The sequence below is a fragment of the Variimorphobacter saccharofermentans genome (assembly GCF_014174405.1).
GTDB lineage: Bacteria > Bacillota > Clostridia > Lachnospirales > Lachnospiraceae > Mobilitalea > Mobilitalea saccharofermentans.
Window position 1 is genome coordinate 2275424 of record NZ_JACEGA010000001.1, and the last position, 23785, is coordinate 2299208.

Consider the following 23785-nt stretch of genomic DNA (forward strand, 5'->3'; position numbering starts at 1 on the left):
ATAGTATATTTGCAGGGAAGGGACTTACCTCACACACAGACGGAAGTAACACATTGCTGATTTTATATGTCTCAGGCGGACATAAATGTTCGCCTGAGACATATAAAATCAACAATATGTTCTTCCGACAGTGCATTATGGTAAGTCCCTTCCCTGCAGTTACTATGCTACAGTCCTACTATAATCAATTATTAATATGATATTATTCAATCAGATTTTACTGTATGTGACAGACAACAGGGCCTTTTCCTGAAGGAGTTATTATCGTGTTATTTCCTTTCGTTTGAAAGCTTCCATTATCTACCGATACTATATTATTCACATTAACTAATTCAACAAAATAGGACTTTTCCGCTGATACATCAATCTGAATGATATGTTCTCTTTTAATTATCTCCGCTTTGAGGGATAGTTCTTTGCTGTTATTATATACTACAGTTGTAGAGGATACGTTTTCCTTTAATTCATAAACCTTTAAAGTTACCTGATCTGCATAATCATAATCTGCTTCCTCATCCTTTGCTCCAACTGCCAGTATACTTCCCTCTTTCACATATAATGGAATACTGAAATAATCTTGTTTTTCCTGATACCAGGCTTTTCCTTCTTTAACCTCTCCAGTCAGATAGCTGGTCCATTTTCCTTCCGGCAGATAATAGCTGGCTATTCCCTCGTCATTAAATATCGGGGCGACTAGCAGGGAATCTCCTAACATATACTGCTTATCAAGATATGCACAGGTTGGATCCGAGGTATATTCCATAACCATGCTTCTCATGGAAGGGATACCGGTTATTGAGGTTTCGATGGCATTGCGGAATAAATAAGGCATTAATGAGGCTTTCAGCCTTGTAAAGAACTTAACTACCTGAACTGCTTCTTCGTCATATGCCCAGGGAACACGATAGGAGGTGCTTCCGTGTAATCTGGAATGAGTTGATAAAAGTCCAAAGGCACACCATCGTTTATATACATCAGGAGTTGAGGTGCTTTCAAAGCCCCCTATATCATGGCTCCAGAAACCGAAGCCGGACATAGTCAGAGATAATCCTCCTCGTAAGCTCTCAGCCATGGATTCATAATCGGACCAGCAGTCTCCTCCCCAATGTACCGGGAACTTCTGACCACCTGCCGTTGCACTTCTTGCAAACAGAACAGCTTCTCCCTTCCCTCTTTTTCGTTCTAGCACATCATAAACGGTCTTATTATACAGATAAGTATAATAGTTATGCATCTTCATTGGATCTGAACCATCATAATATACAACATCCGTAGGGATTCTTTCTCCAAAATCAGTTTTAAAGCAATCCACGCCCATATCAAGTAATGCCTCAAGCTTGGATGCAAACCATTTACATGCCTCCGGGTTGGTAAAGTCAACAATGGCCATACCGGGCTGCCACATATCCCATTGCCACACATCACCATTGGGACGTTTGATAAAATATCCTCCTTCTACGCCCTCATCAAACATGGAGGATTCCTGTCCGATATAGCTGTTAATCCATACGCAGATTTTTAATCCCTTCTCCTTTAATCGTTTTATCATTCCTGCCGGATCCGGGAAAACTCTGGAATCCCAGGTAAAATCACTCCAGTGGAACTCCTTCATCCAGAAGCAATCGAAGTGAAATACCTTTAACGGAATACCTCTCTCCAGCATTCCTTCTACAAAACTGTTAACCGTTGCCTCATCATAGTTCGTAGTAAAGGAGGTGGAAAGCCAGAGCCCAAAGGTCCAAGCCGGTGGCAAACCTGGCTTTCCTGTTATATCAGTATATCGCATTAACACCTCTTTCATCGTTGGACCATTGATGATAAAGTAGTCCAGTTCCTCGCCGGGTACTGAAAACTGTACCTTCTTTACCATCTCGGAACCCACTTCAAAGGATACCTTTTCCGGGTGGTTTACGAATACACCATATCCTTTATTCGAGATATAAAAAGGAATATTCTTATAGGACTGTTCCGTAGAGGTTCCCCCATCCTCATTCCAGATATCAACAGATTGTCCGTTTTTTACAAAGGGAGTAAAGCGCTCTCCCATACCGTATATCAACTCTCCTACCGATAAGGATAGTCTCTCTCTCATATAAGTATCGTGCATGCCACCATCATCATAGGGAAGTCCCTTCCACTGAGTTTTCACATATGCCAGATCTCTCCACCCACTATCTGTCAGCTTAGCCTGGTCACGGTAAAATGTCATTTTCCAATTGGCTTTATTAATCACGAGGCGCAGACTTCCACTCATAATGGTAATCTCGCAGTCATTTTCATCAACCACCAGGCTACTATCCTTGTCAATATCTAGTTCAAATTCGGGATTTCTCTTTCGAACTCCCATGTAGTGGTTTGTTCTAATTCTAAGCACTTCCGGATAAGGAGCAGAAATCCTTACTGTTAAATTAACCCCTCCCAGGGTATCTCCCCTGTGTGCGATTTTATGAGTTGGTGCACATATTCGAAGCTCTTTCTTATCTTTTTTTGAAAAGTATACCTCCGCAGGAGAAAAAACTTCGGTTCCTTCCTTATGCAGCCAGCATCCGTTACTAAATTTCATAATAATACTCCCTTCGTTTATTCATTAGCGAACAAAGACCATTATTTCGCATAGTTACTAAAACGTCTTCTAACGTTATACCTATATCTTTATCATAAAGAACATTTCATAAAATGAAAATGTTTTATGTTTGCTTTTCCATGGCATATTTCAACTATTGAAAGGAGGATATCCCCGTATTCTGATTTCCAGATGTCCGAGATATCCTCCTGTTTCGTATCACCTTATATTCCGACAGAATTGATACTATCTCCTATTGCAAAGCTAGCAATTCATCTTCCTTTGCTTTTCTCTTTTCGGCCTGTTGCAAGCACCATTCTACACAAGTATCATAGCCATATCCTTTTGCTTCTTCAATAAATGTTGCAAGAATTCTGTCAAATTCTGCATCATCCTTAGCGTAAACGAGCTTCCATGAGTTAGATTTCACACATTCAGCCACCTGTGCCCATTGAGTATTCAACTCATCATCTCTCGTATCCATAGCAAAACCGGAACCTAAAGAAATAGAAAATCTACCAGTATCCTTTAAATAATTATCTGCTGATAAGAAACCGGTTTTATCCTTCCAAGCCTGTTCTGCAACAGTCGTAGGTAGGGAGTTATAGCTTTCCCAGAAGAGGTAATTATAGGTTTCACCATTTCCTTCCGGATTAATACTATCTCTACTCCAGGTTGAATTATTCCACTTAACCTGACCATCCTCGAATGCACCACTGTAATCACCAGTCATTTGTGTTGTAATATCGCTCTTACAAGCAACACCTAAGTCTGTCAGATATGCCTTTCCGTTTTCGTTATAATCCCAAGTCACACCTTTAGGACCGTATTCGTTAACCATAACACCTTCCGGAGTTGACATATAGTTAATAATCGCCATACATAATTCAGGATATTCGGTATTTGCACCGATTGCCCATACTCTGTTGCCGCCATAAATATTCAAACCATAGGTAAGAACCTTCATGTCATCTGCTGTTAACGCATACATACCCTTACCATCAGAGGTATGATTTGCAGTATTGTATAAATCTCTTCCTAAGAATGTAAAGATATTAAAGAATGCAGCACCATCCTGGTATGCATTACATGCATCATCATAGGTCTGAGTCATAGAATCAGGATCCAATAAGCCCTTCTGATATAATGCATTGTAGAACTTAAGGCTTCTGATATACATACTATTATCATCTAAGATTGGCTGTGCCGTCTGAGTATTAACATCGTACAGAGTAAAGCCGAATTCATCATAACCATATAAAGCGCCAAGGGATTTTACATACATAACCATATCCCCATCCCAATCCTTAAATAAGGACATAGCATAGGTCTGTGCTCCGGAATCAGATTTCGGATTTGCTTTTACCATTTCTTCAAGAATCGGTATATAATCCTCTAGCGTAGATACCTTTGGATATCCAAGTTGTGCATATAGATCCCAGCGAATATCGGGATGATAGAAAAACATACCATGCTCTGTTGGTGAGGAACCTACATCATAACCAAATCCATATACGGTTTTTCCATCCGGTGAAAGACTTGCATTCTTCTGTAATGCATTCTGCATATGCTCATTGATATAAGGACCATATTCTGCTAAGATATTGTCTTCATTCCAATCAAGAAGCATTCCCGCATCTATTGCCTGGTGATACTCATCCGTATCACTTCCGAATAAGATGATATCTCCCAGATTGCCGGATTCCATACGAGTTGCGAATACACCCTCCGGTGCGTTCACAATATTCAATTTTACATTGAATTTGTCTAACATTATTTTAGCAAACCAACCCAGCTGTTCTCCGCTGTAATTTGCTAATTGGCTAAAGACAGTAAGTGTTACGGTTTCATCCGGAATAATGTCTTCCAGACTACCTGTGTTCTCCTCTGCGGAATCAGTTGTAGCTTCATCATCCGGTTGTACTTCATCATCCTGATTTTCAGTATTCGCAGGCTCATTTACTGATTCATCTGTTTTCTTAGTGTTGCTGCAGCCCACTAAGATGGAGCCGAAGAATACTAATACAAGGATGACAGATAACAATCGCTTCGTTTTCCTCATACATCATTTCCTCCCTAAATAATAATTTATTTATAGCACTTGTGCTAGAAACCTAACCCTTTACAGCACCAATCATGATGCCCTTTTGAAAATATCTTGATAGGAACGGGTAAACACATATAATCGGAATTATGGATACCATGGCTACCGTGAATTTGATAGTTCTTCCACTTAAGGCATCTGCAATCATATCTTCCGACAATACACCGCCCTGTTTCATCATCGATGCCAGATTATTAGCCCGATTTAGATATATATATAATACATACTGCAACGTTTGAAGCTGTGGTTTATTTCCCATTAAGATCATGGAGTCAATAAAGGAATTCCAATGTCCCAGAGCACCAAAGATTGCCACCGTCGCTAAGATCGGTTTGCAGAGTGGGAATACAATTATCCGAAAACGTGTTAAATAACCCGCTCCATCCATGGAGGCACTCTCTTCCAGCTCTGCCGGGATTGATTCAATATAAGTTTTTACTAAAATGATATTAAACGGCGCTACTATTCCCGGGATAATATAACCCAAGAAATTATCTGTTAATCCAAGCATTGACATATTCAAATACCATGGAATTAAACCGGCATTAAAATACATTGTAATAATCAAAAACCGATACCAGAATTTGCGTCCCCACATTTCTTTCTTGGTAACCAGATATCCGCAGAATGCAGAGGCAATTACCATTAATAAAGTTCCGATCACGGTTCTCGCTACGGTAACTACAACCGCTGTTCCAAAATTATTCACATTCCTTAATGCGAAATAGTTTTCTAAATGTATTCCTTTGGGTAACAGTGTTATTAGCCCAGCATTCGCAAGCTCATTATCACTGATGGTATTGATAAAAATATAATAAAAAGGAAGAAAGCAAATAAACGTAAACAACCCAAAAAAAGTATAGTTAAGAATATTGAAAATGATATCTCCGGTGGACAATCGAAACTGTCTGCGTCTTCTTTTTATTCGCTTATCGATCTTTTCTTCATCGCTTTTCATTTCATCGAATTTCATTCTAATCCTCCATTCTGACGATTACACCAAATATCAGTGTACTTAGATTATACTTTCCTTACGTATTAGCTTCGACAGGCCGTTTGCAAAGAAAAGAAGAACTACGCTGATGATGGATTTCATCATTCCTACTACTGTAGCGAGAGCGATATTGGCAGTTCCTCCGGTACCAAGACCTAAGGTATATACATATAAATCCAGTACTTCGATGGTGGACTTATTCGCTGCATTCTTAAATACATAATACTGCTCCATACCGTTGTTTAAGATACCGGCGATGGATAGCATTAAAAGTACAAAATATGTAGGAAGTAAGCCGGGAACCGTGATATACCACATTCTTTTGAAACGACCGGCCCCGTCCACTGTTGCTGCCTCATACAGCTGCTGATCAATTCCGCTAATTGCTGCAAGATAAATGATTGCTCCCCATCCAAGGCCTTTCCAGATTCCCCATAAGAGCATCTTAATCCAAATATGATTTCCATCCATTAAAAAATTAATGCCGTTGTCAATGATTCCAAGATTTATAAGGACACGATTCACTAATCCATCCGTTGCTAAAAGCGCAAATCCAAAGGCGTACACTAAAACCCAACTAATAAAGTTCGGAATAGTTGTAATAGTCTGAACTACCTTACGATATCTTTTTGCCTTAATCTCGGAAAGGAAAATAGCAAATGCCATAGAAAACCAGGAGGTTGCAATTCCCAATCCACTCATTCCCAGAGTATTCTTCATTACTCTGACAATATCCTTTCTGGAGGCAGGATTCTGAAAAAGATAGGCAAACCATTTAAACCCGACAAAGGTATCCTTATTTAATTCCCGACCGGGCTTATAATTGAATAAACCGTATCTCCATCCCCACAGAGGTAAATAGGCAAAGATAAAACATAAAATAATAAATGGAAGAAATAATAAAAACAGATAATATTTCTGCTTCATTTCAAATCTTGCTTCTTTAGGTGTCTTACCAAGAAGCAAATAGATAATTAACGAAAGAATGGCACAAATGATTAACATTACAAGAAGCGCCGGAAGTGCAAAGGGGATGCTTGGCTCAACTTTTTTTAGATTTGTGCTTAATGTGAACGAATTATAAGTATCAAATATACCAATTAAAGAAATACTGGCGATTGTACTAGATATAAAAATAACCATCGTACATAGTTTTTTAAATTTGATTTCTCCTAAGGAAAGGCATCCGCAAATACCTGCTATCACGATACTGGTACATGCAACCAGTGAAGATGTATTGAGGGTTCTGAGAGCTGCTTCAGTTACCCATTTCTTCTGCAATGCACGTTTAAACCCACCTGCTAAAGTAGAGAACGAAAAGCCCGATGTAAAAAAGGAAATATTTTTATTCACTAAATCGCTTATTTTGGCAGGGTTAAAGAAAGGTAAAAAGATACTTATAACTATAAGAGCAACAATAATTCTTAAGATAATCAGTAATGCATCGATTCTTTTTGCTTTTATATCATGCATCGTGCACACTCCTTTAGTATTTTAATATATATATTTTATCTATTATTTACAAAAAAAATACCCAAATATATTGATTGAAATCACCCTAATTTTTAGATTTGCTAATCCTTATGTTTAAATTCTTTTGGACTGATTCCTACGTATTTCTTAAATTTCGAGTAAAAATAATCAATATTACTATATCCCACCTGCTGAGATACCTGATATATCTTTAGATCCGTCTCAAGTAATAGTCTTTTTGCATTCTGAATTCGGATTTTATTATATACATTATTGAAGCTCTCTCCAGTTTCTTTCTTAAATATTTTTCCAAGATATGCACTGTTATAGTTTAACATTTTAGCTATGTTTTCCAGCTTTAAATCCTGATTATAGTTTTTCTCCATGTAGGCTAACATACGTTTTACAACAGCATCCGATGTAGATACTCCGATGCATTTTGTGGTTTCAATGCAATAATTCAAAACCATTTCCATTAAGTGATCCAGATTATCTGCCTCTTTAATACCTACAAGTAATTGATCTAAATTTGGAAAGCTATCCTTTTTGCTTTCATATTTATGGTCAATTACACTATGAAGCAGTACTAGATTATGAATGACCAAAATCTTTATTTCTGATTCCTTCATCAGTTCATTTTTATATGTGTTTTTTAAATTCTGAATGATCTCTTCTATCGCTTCCGTATCTCCAATTTCTATCATATCGCAAAGCTTGTCATAAAACTTATCTCCTTTTTTCGGATTAATCTGATTAAGGATATCAATACTCACCGCATCCAATTCTTTATAAAGAAATTCGTATTCTAATAATAACCTCGCACACTCATAGGAAAAGCAGATATCCTCCCAATTTGCAACATCATGACCAATAGCGATAAAATACCCCTCTCCATACCTTTGTTTAATTCTATCATTATTTCTTATTAGAGTTTTCAAGATGTTCTGATAGGAGCTTCCCTTACAGATTAATATCAGCTTATCATCTATGGTAATCTTATCAACATTCATCAGGTTCTTCCCGATCATACCTTCCATTTCCTTAGTTACTAATGGATCATTGGCATCGATATAGAATTCCTTTCGATTAAGAATTGCAATGCAGAAGGAGTGATAATTAAAATCCATACCGTATAGCTTAATCTCTTTCCTAAGTGTCTCCTTATCCTCTGCATGCATAAGAAGCCGGTTAAGTACCTCCCTTCTTGCCATTAGCTCACTTAAAGTATAATAGTCATCCAGGTTTTTCTTCGCATCTAATTCCTCCCGAACCTCCTGGATGTTCTCCATAAGTTCTTCCTCATCAATGGGTTTTAATAAGTAGGCACGTACCCCAAGTGAAACAGCAGATCGTGCAAACTCGAAATCGGAATATCCTGTTAATATGATAAATTTTCCTTCAAATCCTTCTTTTTTCGCATCTCTTATCAACTCAATTCCACTCATTCCTGGCATTTTTACATCAACCAGGACTAAATCCGGCGAAAATTCCAGAACCTTTCGCAGACCATCTTTTCCATCTATTCCTTCGGCGCATATCTCGAAATTATATTTTTCCCACGAAATTAGTTGTTTAATTCCCTCTCTAACCACCGGTTCATCATCAATTATCATTAATCGATACATACCATGCTCCTTCCAGAGTATTTACAGTCTGATATCTTCAGGAATCTTAATAATAACCTTAGTTCCTATGTTTTCCTCGCTCTCAATATACAGTCCATACTCTTCACCGTACAATAGCTTAATTCTCTGATTTACATTACTAAGTCCGATATTACTACGAGTCAGTTTTCGAAAATCATTGAGGTTTTCATTGATTTCCTCAAGTTTATCCCTGGGAATTCCTATACCATCATCAATGATCTCGATTATCAGACTATCTTTCTTTTCAACGATAATCCGTATTTGCCCTTCTCCCTCCTTAGTTTCAAGGCCGTGAACAAAAGCATTCTCCACTACGGGCTGTATGATTAAGGGCATGATTTTTAGATATTCCGTTTCGCACTTTTCTAAGATTTGATAACTAACTCTACCACCAAATCGGTATTGCTGAATTTTTAAATAATATTCCACCAGCTCCAATTCCGACTTCAGTGTCACCAGCTTGTCTCCCACTGAAATATTTCGACGCATGATCTTCGCAAGCATCTTAACAAGCTCTTCAATCTCTAACTCACCATTACAACGGGCTTTCATACGAATTGTTTCCAGGGTATTATATAAGAAATGCGGATTGATCTGGCTAGCCAGCATCTTAAATTCAACATCCTTCTGGCGGCTATTTAGCTTTTCCTTCTGTACCTGTTCCTCATAAACGGTAGCAGTCAGTTGCTGAATACTATCAATCATAATATGGAGATCATGATATAACTCACTGATTTCATCCTTGTCCTCATGACTGGCATATATTTGAAAATCCCCTGCAGCTGCCCTGTGGAGTTGATTCTTAAATTCATCCAATCTCTTTATAAATCTTTCGGTACATATTCCCAATAAGATCACTGAGGTGATAACACATATTATAATGATACAAGCTGCAGTAATCATTTGTGTTCTTGAGTCATTTCTCATTAAGAAAAGGAGAAATACTAATGGTATAATTTCGCAAATGATATAGATTATAAATATGTTTTTAATCAGTCTGGTTCTTCTTACTTTATAAATCAAATCCTTTAATTGTCCCATATTCCATCCTCATGTATACTATCCATATGACTAATCTACCGTAACCAAGTAAATACGGTCTTTTATCATATGGAAAACAATTTTATTACCTTCCATGATATACTCGACTTCATTACCCCAGCTGTCTCGAATATGATATTTGCTGTAAATCTTCTTAATCGCACAATTTCTATCTGTGATGGACAGGATTCTAGCCTTCACTAATTTGTGATCTGACCATTCCATATCAACGGTAAAACCTCCTCTGGCTCTCATACCTGTGATTTTACCCTTCTTCCAGCCACTGGGTAAAGCAGGCAGAAAATGAAGCTCCTCATGGTAACTCTGAAGTAGCATTTCCAAAATTGCAGCTGTACCCCCAAAATTCCCGTCAATCTGAAATATCTTGGGTGGATGTAAATCTAACAGGCTTTCCGTTGCATAATCTCCGATTAATGCTCTGATATGCTCCCATGCCAAATCTCCTTCTCCAAATCTGGCATATAGACATGCAACCCAGGCACGGCTCCAACCAGTATATCCTCCACCAGCAGCCAGACGCATTTCCAAGGATACTCTGGCAGCCTGGAACAATTCCGGTGTTCGTTCCGGATCGATTTGCTCCCCCGGATATACTCCGAACAGATGGGACACATGGCGATGAAAGGGTTCCACCTCTTCAAATTCCTTATTCCATTCCAATAGCTGACCTTTGGACCCAATCTGTAACGGTGGCAAGTGAGTCAATATCTCATTCCATTTTTCAATTTTATCCGAATCCGTTCTCAGCCTCTTTGCTGCTGTTATAGCATGACTAAGCAGATCCATAATTAATTCGATATCAATGGCAGAGGATACACAGATGGTAACTGGCATCTCTCCTCCACCTACAAAACGGTTCTCCGGTGATTGAGAAGGCATTACCTGATAAATACCCTGCTCATCCTTCACCAGAAAATCCTCATAAAAAGCAGCAACCTCTTTCATAAATGGATAAGCCCGTTTCTCTAAAAACTCCATATCCTGTCCATATTCATAATGCCACCACATATGCTGGGCAAGCCAGGCAGCTACTCCAACCCATACGGACCATCCATAGGTCTCCGGTGTTGCACATCCCCATACATCGGAGGAAAGCGGAAGCCATATGCCATTACAACCGAATAGCTTTTTCGCCGCATCTTTTCCATAAGGTATCATTTTTTCTAAATATACAATTAAAGATTCGGTATAATCTTCCAGGTGTCCACTTTCTGCAGGCCAGTAATTCATCTGCAAATTCACATCATAGTGATAATCACAATCCCATGCTGGCATCAGTTCTTCATTCCATTTTCCCTGGAGATTTGCAGGGAGCTCGCCATTAGCTGAAGAGGCACAAAGAAGATATCTGCCATAATTAAAATAGAGTAAGGGCAGTGTTACATCATCTCCACCCTCCCGATAGGCTTTGATACGTTCATTTGTGGGTAAATCAGGCTCTTCTTCATATATATTCAAGCGTAGTCTTCCATAGTTCTTTTCATGTTCCTGAATATTCTCCTTATAGAGACGATCCCAGGATTTCACCGGAAGGGGATTTCTGCGACACTCCTCTAAGGGCAGCTCTCCTTTCACGTCTGTACCAATATTCAAGAATACAAGGATCTCTTTCGCGCCGTTTACCTGTAATCGGTTACCTTCTATGGTCTTAATTTTTCCTCCACGTATTTTAATGTCTGCTTTTACACAGAACTTCATTCCACGATGAAATGCTCCATGCATAATCATCGTGGCATTTCCCATATCATATCGAATATCACAGCGGGAATCCGGTGCCCGGTCAAGCCAAAAAGTAGCGCTGATTTCTTCTTCCTTGGCATAAATCCGTGATATAATACAATCTTCTATCAGATGTCCGATATATGTTCTGGAAATATGCCTCCCGTCTGCATCGTAGGTAACCTTGACTCTCGCTTTCTCCAGATCCAGCTCTCTCCGGTAATCACTAGCCTCTCCCTGTTCTATTTTAAACCGGAAATCTCCTGCTGGTTGATAGGAATCCTCCATAGTGGGACGATCACTGATACCCCCATTTCCCCCCCAAGCTTCATTAGCCAGCAATGTTGCTTCTTCGTATTTTTCTTCTTTCAGAAGTTGACGCACGCGGGGTAAATAGCTGCTTCGGTCTTCATTTCTGCGGTCTTTATTTTGTCCCACACATAACCATTCATGATTCAGTGCTATTCGCTCTTCCTCAATTCCTCCAAGGACCATTCCCGCCAGTCTTCCTGTACCGATGGGCAATCCATTCAACCATTCTGTCGCAGGAGATGTATACCATAATCTATGATTCAAGTAATTTCCTCCAATCCGTCTGTATCAAAATAGATAGCCATCCTTTCATTGTAATCAAAATAATTATACCATAAACGATAACAATGAAAAATTGGTCTATCAATTAATGAATCAACTGTATTTTTCTTTGTTCAATGCAACATATGTCTATATATTTATTATATATGCAGTTTAATTATATCGAATAAATTCATTATTTTTAATCCATATTTTTTAATATAAAACACATTAATTTTTATAGTTGCTCTTAATGATATATAGTTGATATTCTCTATGATGTGTTATACAATTAACAACACTTAACAAATATAATTTCTAAGGAAGGGAGTATGAACATGAGAAGAAAGGACAGAGAAGTCAGCAATATTTCCGATATGGTTGATATTATTAAGAAATGTGATGTATGTAGAATCGCTTTATTTGATGAAGGATATCCATATATTATCCCATTAAACTTTGGCATCTTATATAAAAAGGAACAGATCGGTTTCTATTTTCATTGTGCAAAAGAAGGTAAAAAAATATCTTTGATAAAGAGCAATCCCAATGTAGGTTTTGAGTTGGATTGTTCCCATCAATTATTGGAAGGAGTAAATGCCTGTGACTATAGTATGGAATATGAAAGTATCTGTGGAAATGGGACAATTACTATATTACCCGCTGACCAGAAGGTAGAAGCACTGACCATTTTGATGAAGCAGTATAGTGAACGTGATAATTTTACCTTTGACCAACGATATCTGGATGCTGTTGAAGTTCTTCAGCTTAAAGTGAATCAGATTACCGGAAAACGGTTAAAAAAATCATAATTCTTTCGGCAGGAAGAAAGGTTTTACCTAAAAAATACATGGATTATGATTTATCATAATGCGTCGTCAGAAAAATCATGTTGTTGATTTTATATAAATAGGGCGAGCTTTTATGCTCACCCTATCGACATAAAAAATTAACAATGTGTTTTCTGTCAGTGTGTGAAGTAAGTTGTAGTCTCTGCAGTGTATTATACAATAACCTCTGATCATTATTCTACAATTTCCAAGCCGGCGTTCATACCAATTCCTTCATAAAGAATATTACCCTTTCTGTCAGAGAAACGTACTTTAACCACCGCATTATTACTCTCAACAATGTCTCTACTCATTCTTCCATTTACCGGGGCTTTTAAGATTCCGCCTTCTGAATGAGTAACGATCATTTCCAATCTGAATCGACAATCCTGAACTGTAACCTTTAATTTATTACTGCTATAATATAATCTTCGTATACGTGCTCCTGAATATGTTGTAAATCGGAATATCCGATCCTTATAACGAAATAGAACAATAAATCCAATAAAACTTCCACTTAAGCAAGGTATTTTCCCAATCTCCAACGAAATGGATACATCATCTGGGTGAAAGTGATTGGATTGCATCCAAATCCAAGATGAGGGCATGGATTTTCCCCAATTCTTTTCGATATACCCTACACCACCACTAAATTCCACTTTCTTATCTGATATTAAAAGATGTCCAGCTATATCATGCTGTAAGCTTATAATATCATGATAGCATTCCATCCATGGAATATATAAAAACGGCCCCATAACACCAGGACATATGCAGGTTTTTGGGAATTCCATGATATTATTGAAATACAAATCACCCCGTATTTTCAAATTATGATTGACCAAATTAAGCCGAACTCTGCTTTTTGAAAAGTAATTATCACCAATCATAATCTCAAACAGCTTTTCGTTATAATTAAACTCATTCAGATCATAGCGAAAATAATGAACCTTATTATCCTGGTCTATCACCTGAATGAATGCATGAGCATCCCATTCTCCAATAGAAACACCCGGAATTACCGATATGGTACGCTCTCCCTTACTATCCGTTAATTTATAGTACCATCCTTCAAAATATCGTTTTCTTTTGTATTTTCCTTGAAAGATTTCCGGATGACATAGCTTATTCAATCGATACAATACCATGTTCTTATCTCACTTTCTTTATATTCCTATAAGGTTAGATTCCGTTATTATTATGATATTAATTACTTTTCCGCCATATTCAATACATCTACAGCAGTAGAATAATCATCAAAAAAATCTCCTCTCATGATTTTTAAAGCAGTCTTTTCTGCATGAATCTCTTCTGCCGTACGAACTCCCCATTTACGTACCAATGATAATGGAGGGCACCATCCCTGTAGTGCATGCTGAACCATAAAGGCTCCGATCGTTCCCGTGATTAAAAAACACAATTTACTTGTCTTTATACCCAAATAGGAGCTAACAAGCATTAGTGCTGCCGCACTTGCTTCAAGTACCCTTTCGATATCCCATTCCTGATTTAACATACGAATACGTTCACTTATTTCCGTCTCATTGCAGTTTTTGAATATATTCAGGGTACGAATCGTATGATTTCTTATCTCGGCATTAATTTTAGGATCGGTGCGCATAAAAACCCGTTGGGACGTAGGAGGTAAAATGTTTTTTATTTTCATATTACTCATTTCATCTTTCACCCTCTTGTTTTCGTTTAAGATTAGTATGTGTTTTATTAGGTAAAATATCATTATTTACAAGAAAATTTATATATTTTTCAATCATTTAATTTCAGTTTGAAATATCATATCCCCTCCTGCGAAGGAAATTTTTATCGTATAGGAAATCGGAGAAATTTCCTTTACGATAAAAAATGCAGCTGTGCCTGACACAGCTGCATTCGTACAATCTGATACAAGGAATATAGTACTGACTCCTCATTTATCATGATACTTTATTTGATTTTTGATTCATTAAAAATGGATACATTATATTTGCTTTCATCTGATTAGGAAGCGATACCCATAATTTATAATCGACCATTGTTTCTTTTTCTACCACTCCCTGTCCGGAAAGAACAAGCATAAGAAGGGGCAGGGTTTGTACCCACAGTATAGTTATATCTGTGAGTCCGTGAACCAAAGTAGCTCCAATTACCGCCAAAACCAGGTAAGATGATGTGATATTCTTCTTCCCGAGGCAGCTTTTTATATATGCTTTATAATTTTTAACACAATAATACGAAATTAGAGCAAATCCAATAATCCCGTAATTTAATATTGTATCAAGATATAAGCTATGAGCATGAGGAATAATCTGATTTCGGTAGGCAACATCTGTGAGAAAATAAAATGACATAGGTCCATGGCCCAATAATGGTGCTTTCTTAATCTCCCTTAAGGTAATTCTCCATACCTGCTTACGTAACTGGAAGGTAACGTCTGCTACAGAAAGACGTGGTATTAATTGAAAATTCAATCCAAATATTAAAATACCAGCTAAGAGTGCAGCACTCAACCATAGCGCGAGAAGCCGATATTTTTTTAACGCTATTAATAATATAGTTATACCTACAAAGACCTCTACCCAGACAAACATGCTTTTACATAAATACATATTAATTACGTTTACACATGCCACGATCAGATAAAAGTGCTTATTCTTTTTGATTGTAAGAAATTTATATGCACATATAATAATTACGGTTCCAACAATTGTTCCAAAATAGTTGGGATGAAAAAAAACGGAAGATATACGGTGGTTATGTCTGCCATCAATAAAATAGCTGATAACTGCCTCCGTAATTGCATATCCTGCACTGGTTAAGCTTAACCCACACACAAAGGTCAAAAGCTGTTCATACAGTTCCTTGGTCATAACACTTCGCATATAAAAAGCAAAAACGATCGCTAGGCAAATCCCTATGGCTGCAAGCAATCCAATCCAGTTCTGGTAGAGAAACGATATGAATAGCATATATGTAAATAGACACTTTATGATACCGGAACCCGGATGAATAAATACTAGCTGTCTGGTGTCCTTGTTCCATATAATATAAATAGCTATAGAAATCAGTATAATACCTGATAATATGTATGGTAAGAAGATAGCTGCCGTTGCGAAGACTACCATATTCGTATTGGTTAAGGATAAGTCAATCCTATGTTTCATTACAGTCTTTTCTATTTTAATCAACCTCTTTCAGATGTCATGGGGATTATGAAATATGTATCTTTCTATATCCCCCCTTTAATGTCCACTATTAGTAAGAATACGTAATGCTAATAGTATGGAGTCAAATATAATATAATTAGGGATAATTACCAACAAAAACGTATTTTAGCATATAAATAACTGGGAAGCAATCTTTTTCACAAAAAAATCATAATAAAATATACATTTCAACCAATAGTAAAAACCGCCGAACAGTATATTAACTGTTTCAGCAGTTTAATTCTAGTTGATATTACACAAAATATTTCTCAATTATTGCTCAATTTGCCATATTCAAAAAATATTGTAGTACCTTATGGTCCTCTGTCAATTCAGGATGAAACGATCACCAATTAAACCCGGTCGTTTAGAATTTTTTTGATCTTACGCCATTCCGGGAAAAACTGGTCCATATATGCTTTAAAAATCGAATTATGACTTCGTTCCAGCAAATGTACCAATTCGTGTACCACCACATACTCTAAGCATATTGGATGCTTTTTCGCTAATTGAAGATTAAGGCAGATATTTTTTGTTCTTATATTACACGTTCCCCACCGTGTTTTCATATTACGGATACTCCAGGAACTCGACTTTACACCTATTCGATTCTCCCATTTAGCAATCAGATCCGGGAGTATCCCTTCCAGTTCTTTTCGATAAAAATTATCGATACTATGCTTTCTATACTCTAAAGTAGAATTTTTTCTAACTTCAAGGTTAATTGAATATTCTGTGGTCCAAACACGACTGTACCCCTCTTTTTCCGATACAATCAGCGTATATTCCTTTCCCCAAAGCGGTATGCTTTCTCCAGAGGAATATTGTAATTCCGTGTCTGTATTACGTAGTTTAATCCTTTCCTGTTGCTTCCGTATCCAATCCTCTTTCGAGATAATAAATTTCATTACTTCATCCTCTGGCATGGACAAAGGTGCCGAAACATGTACTCTACCATCTGGAGGAAGGACTCTTATATAAAGATTTTTGATTCTCTTCTTTTCAAATTCAATCAACATATCCATAACGATGATCTGTTTCATATTACTCCTTATCCCTAGTTATTGTATCCAATTCTAGGTAGCAAACTTATAATATAGTACTGATTAAATTCTATAAACCTGGCTAAGATCTTTAAAGGAGGTACTGTGTCAAACTGATAAATGAGGAGGTGTACTTATTGCATGATTACCTTTATGAAAAGCTATCATCTTGATAACATAAAACGTAAATTCCAATTCATATATTTCTTCAATGTTATGGATTTGATATTCACTGTCTTATTATTACAAACAGGTTATTTTACAGAAATGAACATTCTTATGGTTAAAGTGGTAAAAAGTCCTTTCGCCAGTATTCTTATAAAAATAATTCTTCCTGCGTTACTACTTTATTATGTATACAGGAAGATGAAATACGCAAATGAATCCCAACTGAAAGATTCGAACATTGCAATTAACTTCTCCCTAATTATATACCTTCTCGTCAATCTGTCCCATCTAGTATGGTCAGGTTTGTTAATAATCCATCTTTTCTAATATGATTGTATCATTAAAAGGCTGTTGCATGAGGAAATATCATTATCACATGCAACAGCATCTGGTTCTTAATAATCATATCAACGTCTCTGTCACATAATCAACATGACAATTGTGGCAATTCTTGTATCATGTGCAGCAAATCCTCAAAGCTACCCTGAGTAAATCCTGAGATATCCTGTTCTTCCGGGCATATCAGACAATCCTTCAGAAGATAGGTACTCATGCCTAACTCTACGGCGCACATATCTTCTCTCACATCATTTCCTATCATCATACATTCTTCTGGCTTCTTATGTAATAACCTCAGAATAGAACGATAGTATTCCAGATTTGGTTTACAAAAAGAACTATTCTCATAAGTGGTAATATATTCAAAGTCCTCCGGATTAAGACCTGCCCATTGAATTCTGTTATAAGTAGCAATTCGTGGAAAAAGTGGATTTGTGGCCAACACCAGATGATATCCCTTTGATTTCAGAAGTTCAATGCATTCCTTGGCATATGGATTCGTATGAGTTGCCTCTTTTGCCATAGAAAATTCATTTTGGTAAAAATCCTCAAACACTGATTCCAGTTGTCTGATATCCTCTCCTAAGATTTCACTGAACACATTCCAGAATTTATGCTCATTGGTTACTTTTCCGTCATTCTTTACCATAGCCATGGTGCCAGCCATGACAGCATCCATCAGTTCTTTGGGATTAATATTATACGGTGCCATTTTGACTGTTAATGCTTTAAAATATAGGTTAAGGAACTGTTCCTGGCTTGGCATAGGTAATAGGGTACCATCCAAGTCAAATATAAACGTATTCATAAATTCTCCCTTCATTCGTACAATTATCCTGTTTCCAAGTAATTTCTTCTATACTATCAAAATCAAAGCAGTAAATCAACTAAATCTTAATACTGTACGTATTCTCATTTTCTCTTCTTCGTCCCTTGGAATGCTCTTTTACTAATAAACTCAATGAGATTACTCCTGCATGCATATATAATGAGAAGTGTATCTAGAATCATAAGTAATACGACCTCTGTAGAATAGTCTAGAACAAATAATTCCAATGGTAATAGCGTTAGTGCAAATAGAACAGCGATCGTATAGCTACTGATTAATAGCCGTAATATTCCAGCAGTAATTGCCCAGTACAGAATAAATGCAGGATGGAATGCCAGAAATGCTCCAAATGCTGTAGAAAACCCTTTTCCACCTCGGAATTTAAGTTGAAAGGGAAAAATATGACCGCTGAGTACACAGAAAACACTTAATAATACAACTAAATCGGCAAACTTCAGCCATCTGCACAGGGCAACAACAATTGCTCCTTTTATGGAATCACCTAGAAATGTAATAATAAATCCTCTTTTCCCAGTGAGTCTGCTAACATTATATGCACCGGTAACCTTCGTACCAATTTCCCGGATGTCCTGTTTGTAGAACAATCGGGTATAATAATATCCTGTGTTAAAGCATCCAATCAGATAGCTTAGTAATAAAACTAGTATTATAGTTAGCATCATAATGCTGCCTCCGAAATGTATCCCTCATTACCAGTATTAATGTTCTCAAACCATTACATTATTATGCCATTCAATTATAATCTTTCATTCCTTTATAAAATAATAGATACATTTGAAGTCAGCCAAGCTAAAGATCATAGGTACTGGATAAAGGGGATTCGCTTCTTTCATAGCACGTTGCGCCATAATAGGAATATCTGATTCCTTAATTCCGCTTATTTTATCTGGAATTCCCATTGCCTTATTCATTTTTCGTAACTCTCTTATAAAACATTCTGCTTTCTGTTTATCTGTATCCGACTTATTACATAATCCTATGGTGTCAGAAAGCTCAGCTAAAGGTTTATAAACCTTTTCACCATAATACTCTAACACATAGGGCATTATCACCGCATTGGCAAGTCCATGAGGAGTGGAGTAAAACCCTCCCAGTGTATGTGCTATGGCATGGATATTTCCAACATAGGCCCTTGTAAATGCAATTCCTGCATAATAGGAAGCAATCTGCATATTCTTTCTGGCTCTCATATTACTGCCATCCTGATATGCCTGATGTAGGTTATGAAAAATAAGCTTCACAGCTTGTTTGCAGTATTTCCTTGTTTCCTCTGTGTTACTTTTACCAATATAAGCTTCAACTGCATGAGTTAATGCATCCATACCTGTAGATGCAGTAATCGATGCTGGCAGATTTTTTGTTAATAATGGATCCAACACTGCATAATTCGGAATTAATTGAAAATCATTGATAGGATATTTCTCATTGGTTTCGCTATCCACAATTACTGCTGCAAGTGTAGCCTCACTACCCGTTCCTGCAGTAGTAGGTACAGCGATGAGCATTGGTGTTCTCCTTCTAACTTTTTGTAATCCTCTTAATTGGGAGATTGATTTATCCGGTCTGGCTACCCGCGCTGCTACTCCTTTTGCACAGTCCATGGAACTCCCCCCACCAAAGCCTATCAATCCTTTACAGTTATGCTGATAATATATATCCAAAGCTTCTTCAATATTATCGATGGTCGGATTGGGAACTGTTCGATCAAATACAATATAATGCACCTTTTTTTCACTTAATCGCAGTAGTAAATCATTTAACAAACCTGTTGACCGAATTCCCTGATCCGTAACAATCAGCACTCGTGTGATATTACAGTCTACAAGTAATTCTGGTAACTTCTTTAAGCATCCCTCCCCTTTTATCAGTTCGGGTTTTCTCCAGGGTAGAAATACTGAAGCAAACTTCATCATCTTTTGAAAAGCTCTGCAATAGATTTGATACATACCTATAGTCTTCCTTTCATTTAGTCGCTCAAAATTCGCACATTGTAAGTATTATACCATATTCTTACAATCATTCAAACATGATATTTCATACTAAATGGTCAATAGAGTTTAAATAAAAAAAACCACCAGCAAGTATCCGCTTGATGGTGGTTTCATTCTAAATATTTGTTATATTCTGATTCTTTATTAAATTCATAATCGGCACATTATAGCTTAATTCCTTTGCAGTATATATTGATTTGCTTTCGTCATCATTCTCTTTCTCGTTCTTATCCATTTCCTCTAAAAACAAATCAAGGAATTTCAAATAATCGTCATAGGAAAACAGGTCTTCTAAGAATTGAATATCACTATCATCGCCTAATATGGAACTGCTTAGTAACATCGAAACGTTATTCTGAACTGGTACTGCAATAGGTGTAGGTGTATGATAGGCATTGCCTGCGTTCGAAGGATTCGTAGTCCCTTGTCCGGTTGAGATCTTACTGCTAGCTGCACTAATTTCAGAATCTAAATTCTGTCCCATGTATTGCATAACCTTTTTCACATAATTCTGTGTCTCTTCAAATGGAGGGATACCACCATATTTTTTAACATTTCCACTTCCTGCATTATATGCTGCCAAAGCTAATTTCGTATCTCCATTATACTTTTTCAATAATCCGGATATGTACTTAGCTCCTCCCATGATGTTCTGTTCTGCATCAAACGAATCAGTTACTCCCAGTTCTTTGGCTGTTGCCGGCATTAGTTGCATGATCCCCTGTGCACCACATCTGGATACCGCCTTCGCATTAAAATTAGATTCCTGCTTTCCGATTGCTTTCAACAGCTCTACAGGAACATTATATTTTTCAGCAGCTTGTCTGAATATAGCATCCAGACTTTTTGATTCTCCAAGGAAGGAGGAAAAGTCGCTGCTTATATCTGAACTTTTTTTACCGGAAGAAATATTCACATTCTTATTATCCACATTCGATATTGCGTTTACTTCAGCCATAGCACCCCTCCATACCGCTATCTTATAGCAATCATTAATAACAAATCGATTCCTTTTTCATTACTATTTTAAGCGATGTAACATATTATTTCAAGAACTTTCATACATTATCTATTAAAATTCTACATCATTAGGCACAAGAAGAAAACATGCCAAATGTCCTATTTATCCATTGTTGACTTAAAGCGCTGTCATTCTCTTACCTTCGCTAAGTAGAATGACAGCGCTTCAATTATGTCTATTTATTTTGTTTTGTCTAGAGATACTCATCTCCTGGAAAAGCAATCCATTATTCATTACTTCTGAAAGAAATCCGGATACTTTTCTATCATTTCAGAGTAATCCAGCTTATATCTTGAAAGATGCTTTTCTATCACCGCATCCACCTGTTCCTTATTTCGTTCCTTAATCGTATTTATAATCATACGATGATCATTTACTATCTTAATCTCTTTTACTGTAACAAGACTCAATGTACGAACACGGTCAAAATGCGCCATAAAGCCTTCCATAATGTGAAAGATTCTCTCTTTATTACACATTGAATATAATTTAAAATGGAACTCATTGTCCAGCTCAAATATCTTCTGTTGCATGGAGTTATTCAGATAGAACTCCTGAAGCTGAACATTTTGCTCCAGCTCCATAATATCCTCTTCGGTAATAACCTCACATAAATTCTCGATTACTGCTTTCTCTAATACCCGCCTCATAAATACAGCTTCTTCAACAATATTCCAGTCAATTAATGATATCACACAACCTCTTTGAGGATAAACCTCCACTAAATGTACTTTACTTAATTCTAATAAAGCCTCTCTGACCGGAGTTCGGCTGATACCTAATTCTTTTGCTAATTCATTCTCACTGACAGGAGTTCCCGGAGCAAGCTCTAATGAAATTATGTTATTTCTTATTACACGTAAAGCATATTCCCTTGCTGTTTCTTTTGTATTTATCTTGGTAACCAACATAGTTTTCGAGACTCCTTTTATGATAAACTGTTATATTAATATAGTCTGCAAAGCATGTGCTATTTCACTAATTTTCGACCATATCATTTTACCATATATAGAATAGAAATATCAAGTAAATATAGTTAAATCATTATACAAAATCCAAAAATACCATTCGATTTCGTCCCTTTTTATAACTTTACTTGTAAACCAGTTTGCGTTATACTATTTGGGAAAATGTAATACAATGATATCAGAAATGGAAAGAGAGGTAACGTAATGAAAGTTGTTGTTTTAGCCGGTGGTATCAGTACAGAAAGAGATGTATCATTAGTATCAGGAACAATGATATATAAAGCATTGAAAAGCAAAGGATATAAGGTTATATTGCTGGATGTATTCCTTGGTTATGAAGGTAATACGGATGGCATTTTTGATATAGATAAGGATTGGGCCGAGAACATCGGAGACATTAAAGAAAGTAATCCGGATATAGAGCAAATTAAAGGCATACGAAAAGACAAATCAGAAAGCCTCCTGGGTCCTGGAGTGATTGATATCTGTCGTAATTCTGATATTGTCTTTCTGGCTCTTCACGGAGAAAACGGAGAAGATGGTAAACTTCAGGCAGCCTTTGATTTATTAGGTATTAAATATACCGGAACGGACTATATCAGTAGTGCACTTGCAATGGATAAAGCCATATCAAAGGAGCTCTTTGCTATCTATAATATACCGACTCCAGCCGGAATCCGTGTAAAAAAGGGAGAAGAATTTGAATGGAATACATATCCCTGTGTGGTTAAAGTCAGCTGTGGAGGTTCCAGTGTCGGAGTAACTATAGTCCATTCTCGTTCGGAAATGGATGCATCCCTGTCCGAGGCGTTTTCACTAGGTAATGAGGTGATTATAGAGCAATACATCAAAGGAAGGGAGTTTTCTGTTGGGGTAATTGACCACAAGGCTTTGCCGATTATAGAAATTGCCCCTCTTGTTGGTTTCTATGATTATAAGAATAAATATCAAGCCGGTAGTACGATAGAAACCTGTCCGGCTGAGCTTAATCCTGAGCTCACGAAGCAAATGCAGAAAATAGCTGAGGATGTATTTACAGCTCTTCGATTGAAGACCTATGCTCGAATGGATTTTATGCTAAATGAGAACAATGAGATCTTCTGTCTGGAGGCTAATACCCTTCCTGGCATGACTCCCACCTCTCTTCTACCTCAGGAAGCAAAAGCCATTGGTATTGAATTTCCTGAATTATGCGAAAAAATTATTGAGGTATCACTAAAAAAATATCAGAAATGAGGAAA

19 protein-coding genes are annotated in these 23785 nt (G+C 37.0%); 3 read left to right on the forward strand and 16 right to left on the reverse strand.

The features are described 5' to 3' along the window. Positions 1-217: 217 nt before the first annotated feature. The 7 genes from yicI to H0486_RS10035 form a co-directional block, all read right to left on the reverse strand. Positions 218-2563 carry an alpha-xylosidase gene (yicI, locus tag H0486_RS10005; protein WP_228352874.1) on the reverse strand — a complete coding sequence of 782 codons (2346 nt, stop codon included), beginning with the start codon at positions 2561-2563 and terminating at the stop codon, positions 218-220. A 253-nt stretch (positions 2564-2816) separates the two neighbouring features. Beyond that, positions 2817-4625 (reverse strand): type 2 periplasmic-binding domain-containing protein, encoded by a 1809-nt coding sequence (locus H0486_RS10010; protein ID WP_228352875.1) that lies wholly within the window; start codon positions 4623-4625, stop codon positions 2817-2819. Positions 4626-4677: 52 nt separating this feature from the next. Then, the gene (locus H0486_RS10015) at positions 4678-5640 is read right to left on the reverse strand and encodes a carbohydrate ABC transporter permease (RefSeq protein ID WP_228352876.1); all 963 of its coding nucleotides are present in this window, start codon (positions 5638-5640) and stop codon (positions 4678-4680) included. Between the two features lie 42 nt (positions 5641-5682). Then, the gene (locus H0486_RS10020; protein WP_228352877.1) at positions 5683-7134 is read right to left on the reverse strand and encodes an ABC transporter permease; all 1452 of its coding nucleotides are present in this window, start codon (positions 7132-7134) and stop codon (positions 5683-5685) included. 101 nt (positions 7135-7235) lie between these two features. Next, complete coding sequence (locus H0486_RS10025; RefSeq protein WP_228352878.1) at positions 7236-8759, reverse strand: response regulator transcription factor; 1524 nt, start codon at positions 8757-8759, stop codon at positions 7236-7238. Positions 8760-8780: 21 nt separating this feature from the next. Next, entirely contained in the window at positions 8781-9821 is a 1041-nt protein-coding gene (locus tag H0486_RS10030) for a sensor histidine kinase (protein ID WP_228352879.1), read from the reverse strand. 30 nt (positions 9822-9851) lie between these two features. Further along, positions 9852-12137 carry a glycoside hydrolase family 95 protein gene (locus H0486_RS10035; RefSeq protein ID WP_228352880.1) on the reverse strand — a complete coding sequence of 762 codons (2286 nt, stop codon included), beginning with the start codon at positions 12135-12137 and terminating at the stop codon, positions 9852-9854. 335 nt (positions 12138-12472) lie between these two features. Between H0486_RS10035 and H0486_RS10040 the strand changes: the two genes are divergently transcribed. Further along, on the forward strand, positions 12473-12946 hold the full coding sequence (locus H0486_RS10040; protein WP_228352881.1) for a pyridoxamine 5'-phosphate oxidase family protein: 474 nt from the start codon (positions 12473-12475) through the stop codon (positions 12944-12946). A gap of 212 nt (positions 12947-13158) precedes the next feature. Here H0486_RS10040 and H0486_RS10045 read toward each other — a convergent pair whose 3' ends face one another. The 4 genes from H0486_RS10045 to H0486_RS10060 form a co-directional block, all read right to left on the reverse strand. Further along, entirely contained in the window at positions 13159-14112 is a 954-nt protein-coding gene (locus tag H0486_RS10045) for a tocopherol cyclase family protein (RefSeq protein WP_228352882.1), read from the reverse strand. Between the two features lie 62 nt (positions 14113-14174). Further along, complete coding sequence (locus tag H0486_RS10050; RefSeq protein WP_228352883.1) at positions 14175-14639, reverse strand: YgaP family membrane protein; 465 nt, start codon at positions 14637-14639, stop codon at positions 14175-14177. 256 nt (positions 14640-14895) lie between these two features. Next, complete coding sequence (locus H0486_RS10055; RefSeq protein WP_228352884.1) at positions 14896-16122, reverse strand: O-antigen ligase family protein; 1227 nt, start codon at positions 16120-16122, stop codon at positions 14896-14898. A 395-nt stretch (positions 16123-16517) separates the two neighbouring features. Further along, positions 16518-17207 (reverse strand): M48 family metallopeptidase, encoded by a 690-nt coding sequence (locus H0486_RS10060; RefSeq protein WP_228352885.1) that lies wholly within the window; start codon positions 17205-17207, stop codon positions 16518-16520. A gap of 153 nt (positions 17208-17360) precedes the next feature. Here H0486_RS10060 and H0486_RS18765 point away from each other — a divergent pair, with 153 nt between their 5' ends. Further along, on the forward strand, positions 17361-17702 hold the full coding sequence (locus H0486_RS18765; protein ID WP_267024228.1) for a DUF5658 family protein: 342 nt from the start codon (positions 17361-17363) through the stop codon (positions 17700-17702). Between the two features lie 100 nt (positions 17703-17802). Here H0486_RS18765 and H0486_RS10070 read toward each other — a convergent pair whose 3' ends face one another. From H0486_RS10070 to H0486_RS10090, 5 genes are all read right to left on the reverse strand, one after another. Beyond that, complete coding sequence (locus H0486_RS10070) at positions 17803-18522, reverse strand: HAD family hydrolase (protein ID WP_228352886.1); 720 nt, start codon at positions 18520-18522, stop codon at positions 17803-17805. Positions 18523-18626: 104 nt separating this feature from the next. Next, positions 18627-19226 (reverse strand): glycerol-3-phosphate acyltransferase, encoded by a 600-nt coding sequence (locus H0486_RS10075; protein ID WP_228352887.1) that lies wholly within the window; start codon positions 19224-19226, stop codon positions 18627-18629. 84 nt (positions 19227-19310) lie between these two features. Beyond that, positions 19311-20510 carry an iron-containing alcohol dehydrogenase gene (locus H0486_RS10080; RefSeq protein WP_228352888.1) on the reverse strand — a complete coding sequence of 400 codons (1200 nt, stop codon included), beginning with the start codon at positions 20508-20510 and terminating at the stop codon, positions 19311-19313. A gap of 160 nt (positions 20511-20670) precedes the next feature. Further along, a complete protein-coding gene (locus H0486_RS10085) occupies positions 20671-21513 on the reverse strand; it encodes a lytic transglycosylase domain-containing protein (RefSeq protein WP_228352889.1) in 843 nt (280 codons plus the stop codon). 296 nt (positions 21514-21809) lie between these two features. Further along, entirely contained in the window at positions 21810-22487 is a 678-nt protein-coding gene (locus tag H0486_RS10090; protein ID WP_228352890.1) for a GntR family transcriptional regulator, read from the reverse strand. A 261-nt stretch (positions 22488-22748) separates the two neighbouring features. Here H0486_RS10090 and H0486_RS10095 point away from each other — a divergent pair, with 261 nt between their 5' ends. After that, positions 22749-23780, forward strand: a complete 1032-nt coding sequence (locus tag H0486_RS10095) for a D-alanine--D-alanine ligase family protein (protein WP_228352891.1) — start codon at positions 22749-22751, stop codon at positions 23778-23780. Positions 23781-23785: the final 5 nt, after the last annotated feature.

What these genes read in the sequence shown, in the direction of transcription:
- yicI (WP_228352874.1), bottom strand. Translation starts at nt 2,563, where the DNA reads ATGAAATTTAGTAACGGATGCTGGCTGCATAAGGAAGGAACCGAAGTT.
- H0486_RS10010 (WP_228352875.1), bottom strand. Translation starts at nt 4,625, where the DNA reads ATGAGGAAAACGAAGCGATTGTTATCTGTCATCCTTGTATTAGTATTC.
- H0486_RS10015 (WP_228352876.1), bottom strand. Translation starts at nt 5,640, where the DNA reads ATGAAATTCGATGAAATGAAAAGCGATGAAGAAAAGATCGATAAGCGA.
- H0486_RS10020 (WP_228352877.1), bottom strand. Translation starts at nt 7,134, where the DNA reads ATGCATGATATAAAAGCAAAAAGAATCGATGCATTACTGATTATCTTA.
- H0486_RS10025 (WP_228352878.1), bottom strand. Translation starts at nt 8,759, where the DNA reads ATGTATCGATTAATGATAATTGATGATGAACCGGTGGTTAGAGAGGGA.
- H0486_RS10030 (WP_228352879.1), bottom strand. Translation starts at nt 9,821, where the DNA reads ATGGGACAATTAAAGGATTTGATTTATAAAGTAAGAAGAACCAGACTG.
- H0486_RS10040 (WP_228352881.1), top strand. Translation starts at nt 12,473, where the DNA reads ATGAGAAGAAAGGACAGAGAAGTCAGCAATATTTCCGATATGGTTGAT.
- H0486_RS10045 (WP_228352882.1), bottom strand. Translation starts at nt 14,112, where the DNA reads ATGGTATTGTATCGATTGAATAAGCTATGTCATCCGGAAATCTTTCAA.
- H0486_RS10050 (WP_228352883.1), bottom strand. Translation starts at nt 14,639, where the DNA reads ATGAGTAATATGAAAATAAAAAACATTTTACCTCCTACGTCCCAACGG.
- H0486_RS10055 (WP_228352884.1), bottom strand. Translation starts at nt 16,122, where the DNA reads ATGAAACATAGGATTGACTTATCCTTAACCAATACGAATATGGTAGTC.
- H0486_RS10060 (WP_228352885.1), bottom strand. Translation starts at nt 17,207, where the DNA reads ATGAAACAGATCATCGTTATGGATATGTTGATTGAATTTGAAAAGAAG.
- H0486_RS18765 (WP_267024228.1), top strand. Translation starts at nt 17,361, where the DNA reads ATGAAAAGCTATCATCTTGATAACATAAAACGTAAATTCCAATTCATA.
- H0486_RS10070 (WP_228352886.1), bottom strand. Translation starts at nt 18,522, where the DNA reads ATGAATACGTTTATATTTGACTTGGATGGTACCCTATTACCTATGCCA.
- H0486_RS10075 (WP_228352887.1), bottom strand. Translation starts at nt 19,226, where the DNA reads ATGATGCTAACTATAATACTAGTTTTATTACTAAGCTATCTGATTGGA.
- H0486_RS10080 (WP_228352888.1), bottom strand. Translation starts at nt 20,510, where the DNA reads ATGTATCAAATCTATTGCAGAGCTTTTCAAAAGATGATGAAGTTTGCT.
- H0486_RS10085 (WP_228352889.1), bottom strand. Translation starts at nt 21,513, where the DNA reads ATGGCTGAAGTAAACGCAATATCGAATGTGGATAATAAGAATGTGAAT.
- H0486_RS10090 (WP_228352890.1), bottom strand. Translation starts at nt 22,487, where the DNA reads ATGTTGGTTACCAAGATAAATACAAAAGAAACAGCAAGGGAATATGCT.
- H0486_RS10095 (WP_228352891.1), top strand. Translation starts at nt 22,749, where the DNA reads ATGAAAGTTGTTGTTTTAGCCGGTGGTATCAGTACAGAAAGAGATGTA.